Source organism: Amycolatopsis sp. NPDC039088 (assembly GCF_055598845.1).
The window spans coordinates 214,695-229,310 of record NZ_JBVKAE010000001.1; the positions used below are offsets into that span (position 1 = coordinate 214,695).

A 14,616-nucleotide genomic window follows, 5' to 3' on the forward strand; every position below is an offset into this window, starting at 1 on the left:
CCCCTATCTTGATCGGTTGTGGGTTTCACGCGGAAACCGAAGACTTGGCCCGGCTGGCCGCGTCGAGCAGCAGTTCCGCCGCCACCGTCGTCCCGTCCGTCCCGGCCGTGGCCGCCACGGCCGTCGCACGGGCACGGGTTTCCGGGGCGAGCGCCGTGGTGAGCGCGGCCGACAGGGAATCGAAGGTCGGGACCGGGCCGTCGTGCGCCACGCCGATCCCCAGCTCGGCCACGCGGCTCGCGTAGTACGGCTGGTCCGCCATCTGGGGCAGCAGGATCTGGGGCGCGCCCGCCCGCGTCGCCACGTGTGTCGTGCCCGCGCCACCGTGATGGACGACGGCGGCAACCCGCGGGAACAGCGCCTGGTGGTTCACTTCGCCGGTCTCGAAACAGTCTTCCCGGTCGTCGGGCAGCACCAGATCGGCCCAGCCACGGGAAAGGAGCACCCGGCGGCCCTGGGCACGGATCGCGTCGACGGCCACCCGGACGGCGTCGGCGGGGGCGCGCAGGCTGCCGAACCCGAGGTACACCGGCGGTGTGCCGGCGTCCAGGAAGGCTTCCAGCTCAGCGGAAAGCGGTCGTTCGTCCGGCACGATCCAGGCACCGGTCTGCACGGCGTCGAGGTCGGTCGGCTGCAGCGGGGCCAGCACCGGATCGGCGGCCAGCCAAGGGTGATCGGTGTAGCCGAAGCCGAAGATGTCCTCGACCGGCGGCAGGCCGATCGCTGCCCGGCTGCTGTTGAGCGGACCACCGTACCGCCGGAAGGCGCTCTGGTTGTTCCGCTCCCACAGCGCCCTGATGTCGGTCCCCTCTGGTGCCGGCGGCTCGCCAAGGGGCGGAGGTGGCGCGTAGTGCGGCGACGGCACGAAACTCGGGCAGTGGAAGGCGTAGAAGTACGGGATGCCCAGCTTTTCGGCGACCGACCGCACCCCGATCGCGGCGGCGAGCAGCCCGGACGTCACCACGGCGGAACATCCCTCGGCGGCAGCCGGGATCCGGTCGAACTGCGTGGTGATCGTCTCGGCCATGAACCGCTGCATGTCCTCGCGCGTCGGCGGCGCCGCGTTCTTGACCGGCTCGCGCGCGGAGGCGCCGACGGGCACATGCGGCACGCCGACCTCGGCCAGCCGGTCCGCGCAGTCCGGCGGTGCGGCCAGCACCGCCTCCGCACCGAGCTCCCGCAACCGGACGGCCAGCGCCACCAACGGTTCGACGTCGCCGCGGCTTCCGCACGTCGCCAACAACACCCGCGTCACATTTCCTCCGTTCATGCGGGCACGACCGGCTTCTCGACGCCGGCCGCGTCGAACAGCAGTTCCGCGGCCACCGTCGTCCCGTCGACGCGCATCGTGGCCGCCACCGCCTTCGCCCGCGCCCGGATTTCCGGGGACAGGGCCTCGACGAGCGCCGCCGACAGGGAATCGGCGGCCGGGACCGGCCCGTCGATCGCCACCCCGACGCCCAGCTCGGCCACCCGGTCGGCGTGGTACGCCTGCTCCACCACGTTGTCCACCACGCGACGCACGACGACATGGGGGATGCCCGCCCGCATGGCCACGTACGTCGTGCCCGCGCTGTCGTGGTGGATGGCGGCGGAGACCCGGCCGAACAGCTCCTGGAGGTTCACCTCGCCGACGGCGAAGCAGCCGTCGTCCTCGTCCGGCAGGGCGAGATCGGCCCAGCCACGGGAAAGCACCACCCGATGGCCCTGTGCGCGGACCACCTCGACGGACATCTTCGCGGCAGCGGCGGTCCTGGCACCGGACGAACTGCCGAAACCGACGTAGACCGGCGGTGGCCCGGCGGCCAGGAACGCCTCCAGCTCCGACGGCAGGGGCCGTTCGTCGGGCAGGATCCACGCACCGGTCTGCACGGTGCCGGAGTCCGACGACGGCAGCGGCGCCAGTACCTGGTCCGACGCCAGCCAGGGCCGCTCGGTGTAGCCGTAGTCGAAGAGGTCCTTCACCGGCGCCAGGCCGAGCGAGGCCCGCTTTTCGTTGACCGCGTCACCGAAGAGCCCGTATGCGCCTTCGTTGTACATGTCCAGCTCCGCCCGGCTGTGCACCGACGGCAGATGGTCCGGGGACAGCACGACGTAGCGGTACGGGACGCCCAGTTTCTCGGCCACCGACCGCGCGGCGACGGCGGCGGGCAGCAGCCCGGTCGTCACCACCGCCGCACAGCCTTCGGCGGCCGCCGGAAGCTTGCCGAACCATTCGGCGACCACGTCGGTCACGATTTCGGGATCCCCCGGCGCCGGTTCCCCCGGCCCGCGGGCCCCCGCCCGTACCGCCGGCCCGACCGGCACCATCGGCACCCCGGCCTCGGCGCATCGTTCCGCGTAGTCGGGCGGCAGGCACATCCGCGCCTGGACACCCAGTTCTCGCAACCGGACGGCCAAGGCCACCAACGGTTCGATGTCTCCGCGTGATCCACACCCCGAGATCAGCACGCGCATTTCGCATCCCCTGTTTCGTAGGTCCTCGGCCACCGGTCGGCTCTTGACGGGCAGCGGCTCACACCGGGTGGTGCGGCAGCCACTTCATTCCGTCGGGCGAAGTCACCAGGCCACCGGGGAAGAGCGGCAGCTCGGGTTCGGCGTCCTCGCCGAGCAGCGCCTTCATCTGGACCTGGCCCGCTTCCTGCATCGCCTGCTGGACCACCGCCGACTTGAACATCGGCACCATGTCGTCGCCGTCGCCCGCCGCCATCTTGTCCACGGCCGCGGCGAACTCGGCGCTGCGCGCGGCGATCCGGTCGGCCGCGGTCAGCGCGGTCTCCCCGGACGACACCCCGCCGATCAGCTCGACGAACGATTCGATGTCGGTGCTCTGGTTCTGGGTGACCTTCTTGGCCTGCCAGAAATACGATTCCTCGTTGACGTTCATCTGGTAGAAGGACACGAGGAATTCGTAGAAGACGCCGTACTCGCGGCGGTAGCGCGACTCGAACTCGTTCAGCGCGGTCTTCTCGTCCAAGTCACCCGCGAGGACACTGTTGATCGACCGGGCCGCGAGCAGCGCGCTGTAGGTCGCCAGGTGCACGCCGGAGGAGAACACCGGGTCCACGAAGCACGCGGCGTCGCCGACCAGGATCATCCCCGGCCGCCAGTAACTCTCCTGCTGGTACGAATAGTCCTTGCGGACCCGCAGTTCGCCGTACTTGCCGGTGGTCACCCTGGTCGCGTTCGAGAGGTAGTCCGAGATCAGCGGGCATTCGGCGATCAAGGCGTTGAGGGCCTTCTCGCGGTCGCCCTGGATCTTGTCGGCGTCCTCCCGGCGCACCACCGCGCCGACACTGGTCAGCGTGTCGCTCAACGGGATGTACCAGAACCAGCCGTTGTCGAAGGCGACGCTCAGGATGTTCCCCGAAACCGGCTCGGGCAGGCGTTTGCCACCCTCGAAATAGCCGAACAACGCGAGGCTGCGGAAGAACTCCGAGTAGTTCCGCGAACCGCCGACCTTCGAGTAGAGCCTGCTCTTGTTGCCCGACGCGTCGATCACGAACCGCGCCGACACTTCACGCTCGTTGCCGTCGGGATCGGTGTAGCGCGCACCGGTGACCCGCTCACCGTCTTCCACGATGTCGTGGACCGAGCAGCCTTCCCGCACGACCACGCCCTTGCTCTTGGCGTTCTTCAGCAGGATGTCGTCGAAGCGCGCCCGCTCGACCTGATAGGCGTGCGACGTCGAACCGGCCATTTTGGCGGAGATGCCGAAGTGGAACGTCCACGGCTCCGGCCGGGCGCCCCAGCGGAACGTGCCGCCCCGTTTGATCGGGAAACCGGCATTGGCCAGCTCGTCGGAGACGCCGAGCATCCGGCACACGCCGTGCACCGTGGCGGGCAGCAGCGACTCGCCGATCTGGTATCGAGGGAAAACCTCTTTTTCCAGCAACAACACGCGATGGCCCTGCATGGCCACCAGCGTGGCGACGGTCGAACCACCCGGTCCGCCACCAGCCACCACCACATCGAAGTCTTCGACCGACATCTCCCACCATTCCTCTATCGAGTGTCAAATTGCGGAGGCTGGTTTTCCACCCCGGATCGTGCTACCAGGCGACTGGGACCTGATCAGGACAGTCGACGAACGCGCTTCGGTATTTCACTTCCGCGATGGGCACTGCCAGCCGCAGTCCGGGGAATCGCCGCCACAGGGTCTGATACGCCGTCCGCAGCATCGAGCGGGCCAGCGCCGCGCCGACGCAGTAATGGATGCCGTGCCCGAATCCGACGTCCGAAACCGCGGCACGATTCGCGTCCAGGACGTTGGGATTCGGCGTCAACGCCGCATCCCTGTTCGCCATCAGGACCGAGCACAGGACGTAATCCCCCGCCTTGATCAACTGGCCGTCGATGACCACGTCCTTGATGGCGAGCCGGGGATTCGGCGCCTGCACGGGAGACAGATAACGCACCAGTTCGTTGACGACGCGATCGGCGCGCTCCGGGCCTTCGAAAAGCACCTTGATCTGGTCGGGGTTCTGCAGCAGGGCGAGTACCCCGAAACCGATCATCCCCGCGACGGTCTCGACACCGCCGAGGATCAGCGCCGTGCACAGACCCTTCAGTTCCTCGTCCGTGACGTTGCCGCCGTGCTCGCGCACGATCATGCCGAGGAACCCGTCGTCCGGATCCGCGCGCTGCCGGGCGATGAGGTTGTCCAGGTACCGGTTGAACGCCGCGCTGTCCGCCGCCCGCGCCTTGAGGCCGCGGCTCAGATCGGTGTTCCGCCTGAGCCGCCGGACGAACTCGCGCTGGTCGTCCCGCGGGATGCCGAGCAGTTCGCAGAGGGAAAAGGCGCCGACCGGGTCGGCGAACAGCGCCTGGAGGTCCGCGGGCGATCCCTCGGCCTCCAGCAGGTCGAGGCGATCGTCGACGAGGCTTTGGATGGCGGGTTCCATCCGGCGGATCCGCCGGACCGTGAATTCCGGGGTGAGCATCTTCCGCAGCCGGGTGTGCTCCGGCGGATCGTAAGTCGATATCTGCCCGACGAACTGGGCTTCGACGTGCGCACCGGATTTCGCGTTGGTGAATTGCGGCCGGGTGGTGAAATTCTCGTGATCACCCAATATCCGGCGGACGACGTCGTAACCCTGTGCCTGCCAGACGAATTCTCTGCCCAACTGCGTCGACGAATCCCCGGCTATCCGGACCAGCGGGCCGTGCGCCCTGAGGTCGAAATTGTCCTCATGCGGATCGCAGTTCGTCCTCAGCTGGAAGTTCGCGGGCTCCCGCAGGAGTGGCGCGACCTGATCGATACCGTGCCCCATCCGAATGGAAGCTCCTTGGTTGACCGGAAAATGACCGTTGGCCGTTATCGGCCCGAACACGCCGACACCCAATTTCACCCGTAATCAGGCGGGAGGTCCAGCGGCCCCGGTGGACGGGGCCGTCGTTCACCAGGCGACCATCAGCTCGGTCAAGCCGTACGCGGGAGTGGTCAGGCGGAACTTGGTGTCCTGTGCGGGATCCGCGAGCCTCAGCGTGGGAAAACGCCGCCACAGCGCGGTGAAGACCGTGCGCAGTTCGAGGCGGGCCAGCGCGGCGCCGAGGCAGTGGTGGATGCCGTGCCCGAACGCGACGTGCGGGACGGGATCGCGGGTGACGTCGAGCCGCTCCGGATCCGGCACCAGCGCCGGGTCACGGTTCGCCGCCGGCAGTGAACAGATGACACTCTCGCCCCGCTTGATCACCTGGTCCCCGATGGTGACGTCCTGCGTGGCGATGCGGGGTGTCGGGCTGTAGGGCACGGTCAGGTACCGGATCAGTTCGTCGACGGCTCGTTGCGCCGACTGGTCGTCATCGCGGAACGCGGCGATCTGCTCGGGGTGCCGCAGCATCGCCAGCACACCGAGCCCGATCATGCCGGAGATGTTGTCGTCACCGGCCAGCATCACCTGAACGCAGAAGCCGCGCAGCTCCTCGTCCGTGGCGTCGTCCCCGTATTCGGCGACGACCGCCCCGATCATCCCCTCGCCCGGTTCCTCGCGTTCCCTGGCGATCATCGCCAGCAGATAGCGGGAGAACTTGTCGCCGAGCGCCGCCCGCCTCTTCTGGCTCAGTGAGGCGTCGAGGTGTCCGTGACAGAGCTTCAGGAACATGTCCCGGTCGTCCCTCGGCACGCCGATCAGTTCGCACAGCACGGCGCCGGGCACCTTCTCGGCGAGGAGCGGGACCAGATCCGCGGGGGATCCCGCCTCCTCCATCTCGTCGAGACAGCCGTTCACGATCTGCTCGACGTACGGCTGCATCCGCTGCATCTTGCGCAGGGTGAAGCCGGGAGTGAGCTTCTGCCGCAGCCGCGTGTGCTCGGGCTGGTCGTAGTCCATCAGGTTCCCGACCAGTTCACGCGGCCGGAAGATGCCCTTTCCGCCGATCTCGTCCCGCGGGTCCCAGCGGCGCCGGGTGCTGAACTGCTTGTGATCGCCCATCACCTGCCGGACGACGGCGTGCGTGGCCGCCATCCAATGGGTCTCGGCGTCCGCTCCGGAACCGACGGTGACCCTCGTCAGTGCTCCGGCGGCGAGCAGCTCGTCCGCCGGATCCAAGCCGTCCCTGCGAATGTGCAGCGGACGCGGGTCGTCGTCAGTCAATGGAACTCCTTTGCTACGGCGGAGAAAAAGGGGCACAGGTAGCGGGTGGGCCGGGGTGTTCGGCTCGTTGCCGTGAAGGTCCCCTTACTTACCCTCAAGGTAGCGAAGGAGGCCTTCACTACCTGACGACTGTCCACAAGGGACACTGCCAGCCAACTCTGTGTCCGGTTTAGGCCTGCATGTGCGGTTTTGGGTGGGGTCGTGAGTGCTAAGTAGGGTTATTGAGGGGTAAGTCAAACGTGTCGTGTCGCGGGCTGTGGTCGCTGCTGCCTACGCGTTTCCCTGGTGGTGAAGGCTTCCTTGCCTACGCTGACGGTAGTGAAGGAGCCCTTCACTACCGTCAGGCGTGATCCCTGGTGACAGTGGGACGGCTGTGACATCAACGTCCCGTCTTGAAGTCCGTGAAGGCCTCCTTGAGGGACCCAGAGTCCCTCAAGGAGGCCTTCACGGACTTACCGCCCACCACGCCACCTTTGCCTTACCCCTCAATAGAACACCACTTGGCACTCACGACGGTTGTCCTTTGTGGACACTCTGTCCTCGGCCGGGCTTCCGGTAGCCAGTCCGGACCCACGGGAGGGCACGCCATATTCGGCTTACCCACCGATAACCCGGATCGCCACTCACGACCACCGGTACCGACGCCGCGCTACCAGTCGAGCAGCAGGGCTTCCACGTCGAACGGCGGCGGACCCAGTTTGATCTCGCGGTCCGGCTCCGCCAGCTTGAGCGTCGGAAAACGGTGCGCCAGCGCCGGAATCGCCGTCCGGAACACCATCTCGGCCAACGGACGGCCGAGGCAGTGATGGATGCCGTGCCCGAACGTGACGTGGGCGGGCTTTTCCCGGGTGATGTCGAACCGGTCTTCCTCGTCGGGGAACTTCCGGCGGTTCGCGGCCAGCAGGGAGCAGGTGACGGCGTCGCCCTTCTTGATGAGCTGATCGCCGACGCGCACGTCCTCGAGCGCGATGCGCGGAGTGGTCTTCTCGTCGCTGGTGAGGTACCGGGCAACCTCGTTCAGCCAATCCGGGATGGTCTCCGGTTTCTCCCGGAGCAGAGCGAACTGTTCCGGGTTCTCGGCCATCAGCCACGCGCCCGCCGCGAGGAAACGAGCCACCTGGTCCCCGCTCGCGCCCATGACGAACGCGGCGACTCCCAGCAGTTCCGCGTCGGTGATGTCGTCGCCGTGTTCGCGCACCACCGCACCGAACATGTCGTCACCGGGATCGCGGCGGGTCTTGGCCGCGACCTGGCCCATGTAGGTCCAGAACTTGTTTCCCGCCGCCACGCGCCGTTTACCCGACCGCTCGGACCGGCTGGCGTGCAAGGCACGGGACAGGTCCGCCTGATCGTCACGGGGAATGCCGAGGAAGTCGCAGATCACCGTCGTCGCGACGGGCCAAGCGAACCGGGGGACGAAATCCACCGGGCCACCGGTGGCCTCGATGTCGTCCAGGGTGGCCTTGACGATCGTCTCGATCTGCGGCTGGAAGGCCTGCATCCGGCGGAAGGTGAACGCGGACGCCACCATCCGGCGCAGGCGCGTGTGCTCCGGTGGGTCGTACTGCCCGAGGAAGCCGGGCCAGATCCGCCCGGCCGCGGTCCCGCCGAAGAGCAGTTTGGCGCTGAACTTGTCCGAGCCGAGAACTTGCCGGATCTCGTCGTACCCGGTGGCGAGCCAGCCGGTCCGTCCATCGGGGGAATGCTTGTCCTCCAAGATGGCCCAGGAGCCTTCGCTCATCAGGGAACGCAACTCCGGCCCCGGATCGAATCGGTCTCTCCGGTGTATTTCCGTGCCCCGGAGGGCGTTGTTCTCCTCGAACACCGCACAAGGTCCTTTCGCCTCGTCCAGCCGATGAATCAGGGGCGGGCGACGCCGGGGGTGTGTCGCCACATCCGCACGCGCCCTTTCGGCCGCAGGTGTCCGTGAAGGTCTCCTTACCCACCCTGAAGGTAGGTAAGGAGGCCTTCACTACGCCGCTGCCGTGGTTCTTGCCGGAACTGGCGCCGGGGCGTGTCGCGAAAGCCACTTTCGGGACATCAGATGTCCCGAAAGTGGCTTTCGGGACATGGCCGCTGGACGATTTTGAGTGACCAGCCCTCGTACCACCGGACACTTTCGCCTCACCGCTCGATGAATCGAGCGGGCTGCCTGTTCGCGACATGGCCACCGCGCGCGTCCAACCGTCCGCGTTGAGCGGCTGGACACCTTCGCTCAGGCGCTCGTTTCCCGGATGAGGCTCTTCGGCCGGAGGTCGGTCCAGTTCTCCTCGACATAGGCGAGGCACTCCTGGCGAGGGGCCTCGCCGTGCACCCGGGTCCAGCCGGCGGGCACCTCCGCGAAGGACGGCCACAGGGAGTGCTGCCCTTCGTCGTTGACCAGCACGAAAAAGGAACCGTCTTCGTTGTCGAAGGGGTTGGTCATCGTTGTGTCCTTTCACCCTCCGGGCGGTGCCGGAGTTTCTCGGCGACGATGGCTCCAATTTGGCCCAGCGCCGCGGTTTGCACCATGTCGTAGTGGTTGGACGGGATCTCGTGGGCCTCGACGGCCCCGGTGGTGAACTCCTTCCAGCTGGCTTTCGCCACCGCGACGGGCAAATGCTCGGGACGGTCCACCGTGGCGATGAAAAGGAGGATGTCCCCGGCGAAGGGCGAAGAGGTGTGGCGCGGCCCGATCTCCCAGAGGTTGCGCATGACCGCTTCGAGGCGGGACCGGGCGGCCTCCCCCTTGACCAATTGCCCAGCCAGATCCAGATCCGCCTGATTTCGCTGGGAGAGAGCCGCTTCCTCGCTCGCCGCGCCGGTCGTCTTGCGTCCCATGTAGACGGGATAGGCGTCGAGCAGCGCGAGCAGGCCGACCTGCTCCCCGTCCGCTTCGAGCAACCTGGCCATCGCCTGCGCGATGCGGCCACCGAGCGACCATCCGAGGAGGTGGTACGGCCCTTCGGGCTGCACGGCACGGATCTGCGCCAGGTAATCGGCGGCCATCTCCTCGACGCTGCCCGGCAGCGGCTCCGTACGCGCCAAGCCGCGCGCCTGCACGCCGTAGACCGGCTGATCCTGCGGGAGGTACCGCAGCAGCGGCTCGTAGTTCCAGCTCAGCCCGCCGCTCGCGTGGACACAGAACAGGGGCGGGCGGTCACCGGTGACCCGCAGTGGCAACAGGATCTCGAAGTCACCCGTCTTCACCGAAGCGCTCGCTCGCCGCCTCTCGCCCACGACGACCAAAGTCTTGGCGGGAGTCTTGCGGGCGAGCAGACCGGTGTGCAGCATCCGGTGCCCTTCGTCCCCGAACGGGCAGGGCACGGTCGGCAGTTCGGCCGGTCCCTCGTCCACCGCGGGACCGGTGACGTAGAGATCGCCGACGGCGCCAGGAGCGACAGGACGAAGCCGGTCGTCCAGCAGGAGCGCGCCGAGCGGGCTGTCCCCGGCAAGGTCGGCGACCACCTGGGGGACTTCCCCGGCCCAGCGCGCCGGGGCGATGGGCGGACGGCCGCGTTCGAAATCGTCCAGGAAGAGGTCCAGCTCGCTGATCCGCCGCCGGGGGTCTTCCGCCACCTGTTCGAGGACGCGGACCAGCCGCCGCGCCACCGACTCGGCCGTGGCCTCGTCGAACAGGTCGACGGCGTAGTGCAGCGCGCCTTCGAGGCCGCCCGCTTCGTCATCGTCGTCGAAGCGCTCGGTGAGCTCGACCGTGAGATCCAGCTCCATGGCCTCGGTCCCGCCGGCTTCGACGCTGGTGCGCAGCGCGGGCAGTTCCGCCGCCGACCACCCGTCGATGTCCTCCTCGTCCACCCGCAGTCCCACCTGGAACACGGGGTGGCGGGAGAGCGACGCCGGCAGATCCAGCAGCTCGACGATTCGCTCGAAGGGCACGTCCAAGTGCTGTTCCGTGGCCTGGAAGGCTTCCTGGACCCGGGTGACGACCTCCAGGAAGGTCGGATCCCCCGAGAGATCCGTGCGCAGGGCGAGCGGCCGGGTGAACGGCCCGATCATCGGCTCGAGGTCGAAGAGTTCCTCGTCCCGCGGCAGCGTCGTGCCGATCACGACGTCGTGGCCCGCCCCGTACTTGATCAGCAGCATGGCGAGCGCGGCGTGCACCAGCTGGTGCGTTTCCGCGCCCAGCGGTTCCGCCGCCTCGGTCAACCGGGCGTGCGGGCCCGCGGCCAACCGCAGCGGGATCGCGCCCGCCCGCCGGGACGGGACGGCGGGCCGAGGACGGTCGAACGGGAGCACCGTCTCTTCGTCGATGCCCGCCAGGTTGTCCCGCCAGAAGGTGATCTGCTCGTTGATCAGGCCGCCCGGCTCGTTCTCGCCTTCGAGCAGCCGCTGCTCCCAGAGCGCGTAGTCGGCGAACTGCAAGGCCAGTGGCGCCCGCTGTGGCACCCGGCCCTCGCGCCGCGCGCCGTACGCGGCCGCCAGATCGCGGAAGAACACGTCCAGCGAGTCGTCGTCGGCGAGGATCCGGTGGATCTGCAGATGCAGCACGTGCTCTTTGTCCGAGAGCGCGAACAGTTCGCACCGCCACGGCACTTCCCTGGTCAGGTCGAAGTCCGACCCACGCCGTTCGGCGAGCAGCCCGGCAAGGTCCTCCTCGGTGACCGGAACCGGCGTCGGCTCGACCGGCCAGGTCTCGTGCACTTCCTGGCGGACGCTCTGCCCGTCACCGGGGAAGGTCGTGCGGAGCAGTTCGTGCCGGGCCGCGACGTCGCCGAGCGCCGACGTCAACGCGGGCACGTCCAGTTTTCCGCGCAGGCGCAGCGTTACCGAGGTGTGCAGGCCCGCCGTCTCCCCGCTCGGATCGGCCAGCAGCCAGGCCCGCAGCTGCCGGGCGGTGAGGGGCAGCCGGTCCGGCCGCTGGACGGCTTCCAGCGCGGGGCGTGACTTCGCGGCGAGTGCCCTGGCCAGACCCGCGGGCGTCGGCGACGAGAACAGCTGCCGGATGGGCAGGTCCGCGCCGAGCTCCTCACGGATCCGCGCGACGAGCCGCATGGCCAGTGCCGAACTGCCGCCGAGATCCTGGAAGGCGTCGTCGACCCCGACCTGGTCCACGCTGAGGATTTCGGCGAACAGCGCGCACAACACCTTCTCGGTCTCGTTCTCGGGCGCCTTCTCCGAGGAGCGTCCCGCGAGATCCGGGGCGGGCAGCGCCCGGCGGTCCACCTTGCCGTTGGGCGTGACGGGCAGACCGGGCAGGGCGACGACGGCGATCGGGACCATGTAGTCGGGCAGCACCAATGCCATCTGCCGCCGGATCTCCTCCGGCCCCGCGTCGGTGCCGTCGGACACGAAGTAGCCGACCAGGCGCTTTTCGCCCGGCTGGTCTTCCCGCGCCAGGAGAACGGCCTCGACCACTCCCGGCTGGGCCGCCAGCACGGACTCCACTTCGCCGAGCTCGACCCGGTAGCCGCGGATCTTCACCTGGTCGTCGGCGCGGCCGAGGAAGACGATCTCGCCGCCGGAGGTCCAGCGCGCCCGGTCCCCGGTGCGGTACATACGTTCGCCGTCGAGGAACGGGCACGCCACGAACCGGTCCGCCGTCAATCCCGGGGCGTTCAGGTACCCGCGGGCCAGGCCCGTGCCCGCGATGTACAGCTCGCCTTCGACACCCGGCGCGACCGGGCGCAGGAAAGCGTCGAGGACGTAGATCCGGCGGTTGGTCATCGGGTGCCCGATCGGCAGCTCCCCGTCGATCACCTCGCCGGGTTCGATCGGCAGCCACGTCGCGCACAGGGTGGTCTCGGTCGGCCCGTAGGTGTTGCGCACCCGCAGACCGGGCTGGGCGCGGCGCAGGTTTTCCACCGACTGCAGGGGAACCACGTCCCCGCCGGTTCCGATCTCGACCAGTCCTTCGAAGCATTCCGGCGCCGTTTCCGCCAGCGCGCGGAAGGTACCGGCGGTGAGGTGGACGAAGGTCGCGCCCCGGCGCACGGCCTGCCGCACCCCGGCCGCGTCCAGCGCTCCCGGCTCGGTGAGCAGCACCCGGGCACCCGAGACGAGCGGCACCCACATCGCGTACAGCGACGGGTCGAAGACGTGCGTCGCGTGCATCAGCACGCCGTCGTCCGGACCGATCTGCCAGCCCGCGTCACCGGCCAGACCGGCCACGGCCCCGTGCGGGATGCCCACGCCCTTCGGCAGGCCGGTGGATCCCGAGGTGTACATGACGTACGCGAGATCGTCGGCGTGCGGCCGGATTTCCGGTGCGGCGCAGTCGTTCACGGCCGCACGCGTTCCGGGCGCGTCGAGCACGATCGCGTTCTCCGGCGCGACCGCGCTCGTGGCTTCGGTGCACAGGACGGTGGAGACGCCGGAATCGTCGAAGATGAACGAGATCCGCTCGGCCGGGTACTCGACGTCCACCGGGACGTAGGCGGCGCCCGCCTTCCAGATCGCGAGGAACGCGATGACCAGATCCGGTGACCGTTCCATGGCCACGCCGACCCGGTCGCCGCGGCCGACCCCGTGACCGGCGAGATAACCGGCCAGCCGGTCCGACGCCTGGCCGACCTCGGCGTAGGTCAGGTTCGCGCCGCCGGCGTCGGTGATCGCCACCGCGTCCGGCGCCGCGGCCACCCGCCGGGCGAACAGTTCGACGACGGAGTCCCCCGGCACCGGGCCGTCGGTCGCGTTGAACTCGTCCAGCACCAGGGCGCGCTCGGCTTCGCTCACCAGCGTCAGACGGCCGACGAGGACGTCGGGCTCGGCGACCAGGCGCTCCAGCACCCGGGACAGCGCGCCGACGACCGATTCGGCGGCCGCGGGCTCGAACAGGCTCCGGTCGTAGTCGAGGATCAGCGGCATCCGCTCGCCGGGTCCGGTGACCAGCGTGAACGGATAATGCGACGAGTTGCGTCCCCGCTTCACCGGGATCAGGGCCAGACCGCCGTCCGACGTCCGGCCGAGTCCCTTGCGGGGGAAGTTCTCGTAGATCACGAGGGTGTCGAAGACCGCCCCTGGTCCGACGACCGCCTGGACGTCCTGCAGGCCGAGGTGCTGATGCCCCATGAGCGCCGACTGCTCGCGCTGCACCCGGGCGAACAGGTCGACCGCGCGTTTCCCGCCGTCGAGCCGGACCCGCACCGGCAGGGTGTTGAGCAGCTGGCCGACCATCGCCTCCACCCCGTCGAGGTCGGCGGGCCGCCCGGAGGCGGTCGCGCCGAACACGACGTCGTCGCGGCCGGAGAGCTGCGCCACCACGACGGCCCACGCGCCCTGCACGACGGTGTTCAGCGTGAGGTCGTTGCCCCGCGCGAACCGCGCCAGACCGTCCGTCAGTTCCGTGGACAGCTCGACCACCGTCGTGTGGATGTCCGGCACGCGGGCCGGGTCGGGCGCGGCGACCGTGGTCGGGGTGTCCAGCCCGGCGAACCCGTCCCGCCAGGCCGCCCGTGCCGCCTCCTTGTCCTGCCGTCCCAGCCAGGCGAGATAGTCCCGATAGGACACAGTGGGCGGAAGGCCGGACGCGTCCCCGCCCGCCGCGTAGATCGCGGCGAGCTCGCGGTGCAGGATCGGCATCGACCAGCCGTCCACCAGCACGTGGTGCAGCGTGTGCACGAGCCGGTGGCGGTCGGGGCCGAGCCGGAGCAGGTGCAGTTTCATCAGCGGCGCCGCCTCGACGCGCAGCCGCTCGGCCGCCTCGTCGGCCGCCAGCCGGTCCACCTCGCCCTCGGCGACGTCCTCGGGCAATCCGGTCAGATCCGTTTCACGCCAAGGGATTTCGGCTTCCCGCGCGATCACCTGCACCATCTGCGCGCCGCTGACGTAGCGGAAACAGGCCCGCAGCGCGGCATGCCGGTCCACGAGGGCCTGCCACGACGCCCGCAGCAGAGCGGCGTCCAGCGGTCCGTCGATGGCGTAGACGGTCTGCACGGTGTAGGTGTCACGGCCCTCGTTGTCGAGGGCGGTGTGATAGAGCATTCCCTCTTGCAGCGGGGAAAGAGGCCAGACGTCCTCCACGCTGGAGCGACGCTTCGCGCGAGTGTCGTCAACGGTCACAACTTGCTCCTTATGCCTGTGG

The 14,616-nt window shown here is 68.9% G+C and carries 8 protein-coding genes; all 8 read right to left on the bottom strand.

Annotation, left to right across the window (positions count from 1 at the left end; genetic code table 11):
• Positions 1-25: 25 nt before the first annotated feature.
• Positions 26-1,255: a glycosyltransferase gene (locus ACZ7KI_RS00965; protein ID WP_470271200.1), complete on the bottom strand. Its 1,230-nt coding sequence runs from the start codon at positions 1,253-1,255 to the stop codon at positions 26-28.
• Between the two features lie 11 nt (positions 1,256-1,266).
• The gene (locus ACZ7KI_RS00970; RefSeq protein ID WP_470271201.1) at positions 1,267-2,457 is read right to left on the bottom strand and encodes a glycosyltransferase; all 1,191 of its coding nucleotides are present in this window, start codon (positions 2,455-2,457) and stop codon (positions 1,267-1,269) included.
• 58 nt (positions 2,458-2,515) lie between these two features.
• Entirely contained in the window at positions 2,516-3,991 is a 1,476-nt protein-coding gene (locus ACZ7KI_RS00975) for a tryptophan 7-halogenase (protein WP_470271202.1), read from the bottom strand.
• A gap of 61 nt (positions 3,992-4,052) precedes the next feature.
• Positions 4,053-5,273, bottom strand: a complete 1,221-nt coding sequence (locus tag ACZ7KI_RS00980; protein WP_470271203.1) for a cytochrome P450 — start codon at positions 5,271-5,273, stop codon at positions 4,053-4,055.
• Positions 5,274-5,399: 126 nt separating this feature from the next.
• Positions 5,400-6,596 (bottom strand): cytochrome P450, encoded by a 1,197-nt coding sequence (locus ACZ7KI_RS00985; protein WP_470271204.1) that lies wholly within the window; start codon positions 6,594-6,596, stop codon positions 5,400-5,402.
• 649 nt (positions 6,597-7,245) lie between these two features.
• Complete coding sequence (locus ACZ7KI_RS00990) at positions 7,246-8,421, bottom strand: cytochrome P450 (protein WP_470271205.1); 1,176 nt, start codon at positions 8,419-8,421, stop codon at positions 7,246-7,248.
• Between the two features lie 390 nt (positions 8,422-8,811).
• Positions 8,812-9,021, bottom strand: coding sequence for an MbtH family protein (locus tag ACZ7KI_RS00995; protein WP_465502877.1), 210 nt, complete (start codon positions 9,019-9,021; stop codon positions 8,812-8,814).
• Positions 9,018-14,594, bottom strand: coding sequence for an amino acid adenylation domain-containing protein (locus ACZ7KI_RS01000; RefSeq protein ID WP_470271206.1), 5,577 nt, complete (start codon positions 14,592-14,594; stop codon positions 9,018-9,020). Before ACZ7KI_RS01000 ends, ACZ7KI_RS00995 begins: the two co-directional genes overlap by 4 nt.
• Between the last annotated feature and the right edge of the window lie 22 nt (positions 14,595-14,616).

What these genes read in the sequence shown, in the direction of transcription:
- ACZ7KI_RS00970 (WP_470271201.1), bottom strand. Translation starts at nt 2,457, where the DNA reads ATGCGCGTGCTGATCTCGGGGTGTGGATCACGCGGAGACATCGAACCG.
- ACZ7KI_RS00975 (WP_470271202.1), bottom strand. Translation starts at nt 3,991, where the DNA reads ATGTCGGTCGAAGACTTCGATGTGGTGGTGGCTGGTGGCGGACCGGGT.
- ACZ7KI_RS00980 (WP_470271203.1), bottom strand. Translation starts at nt 5,273, where the DNA reads ATGGGGCACGGTATCGATCAGGTCGCGCCACTCCTGCGGGAGCCCGCG.
- ACZ7KI_RS00995 (WP_465502877.1), bottom strand. Translation starts at nt 9,021, where the DNA reads ATGACCAACCCCTTCGACAACGAAGACGGTTCCTTTTTCGTGCTGGTC.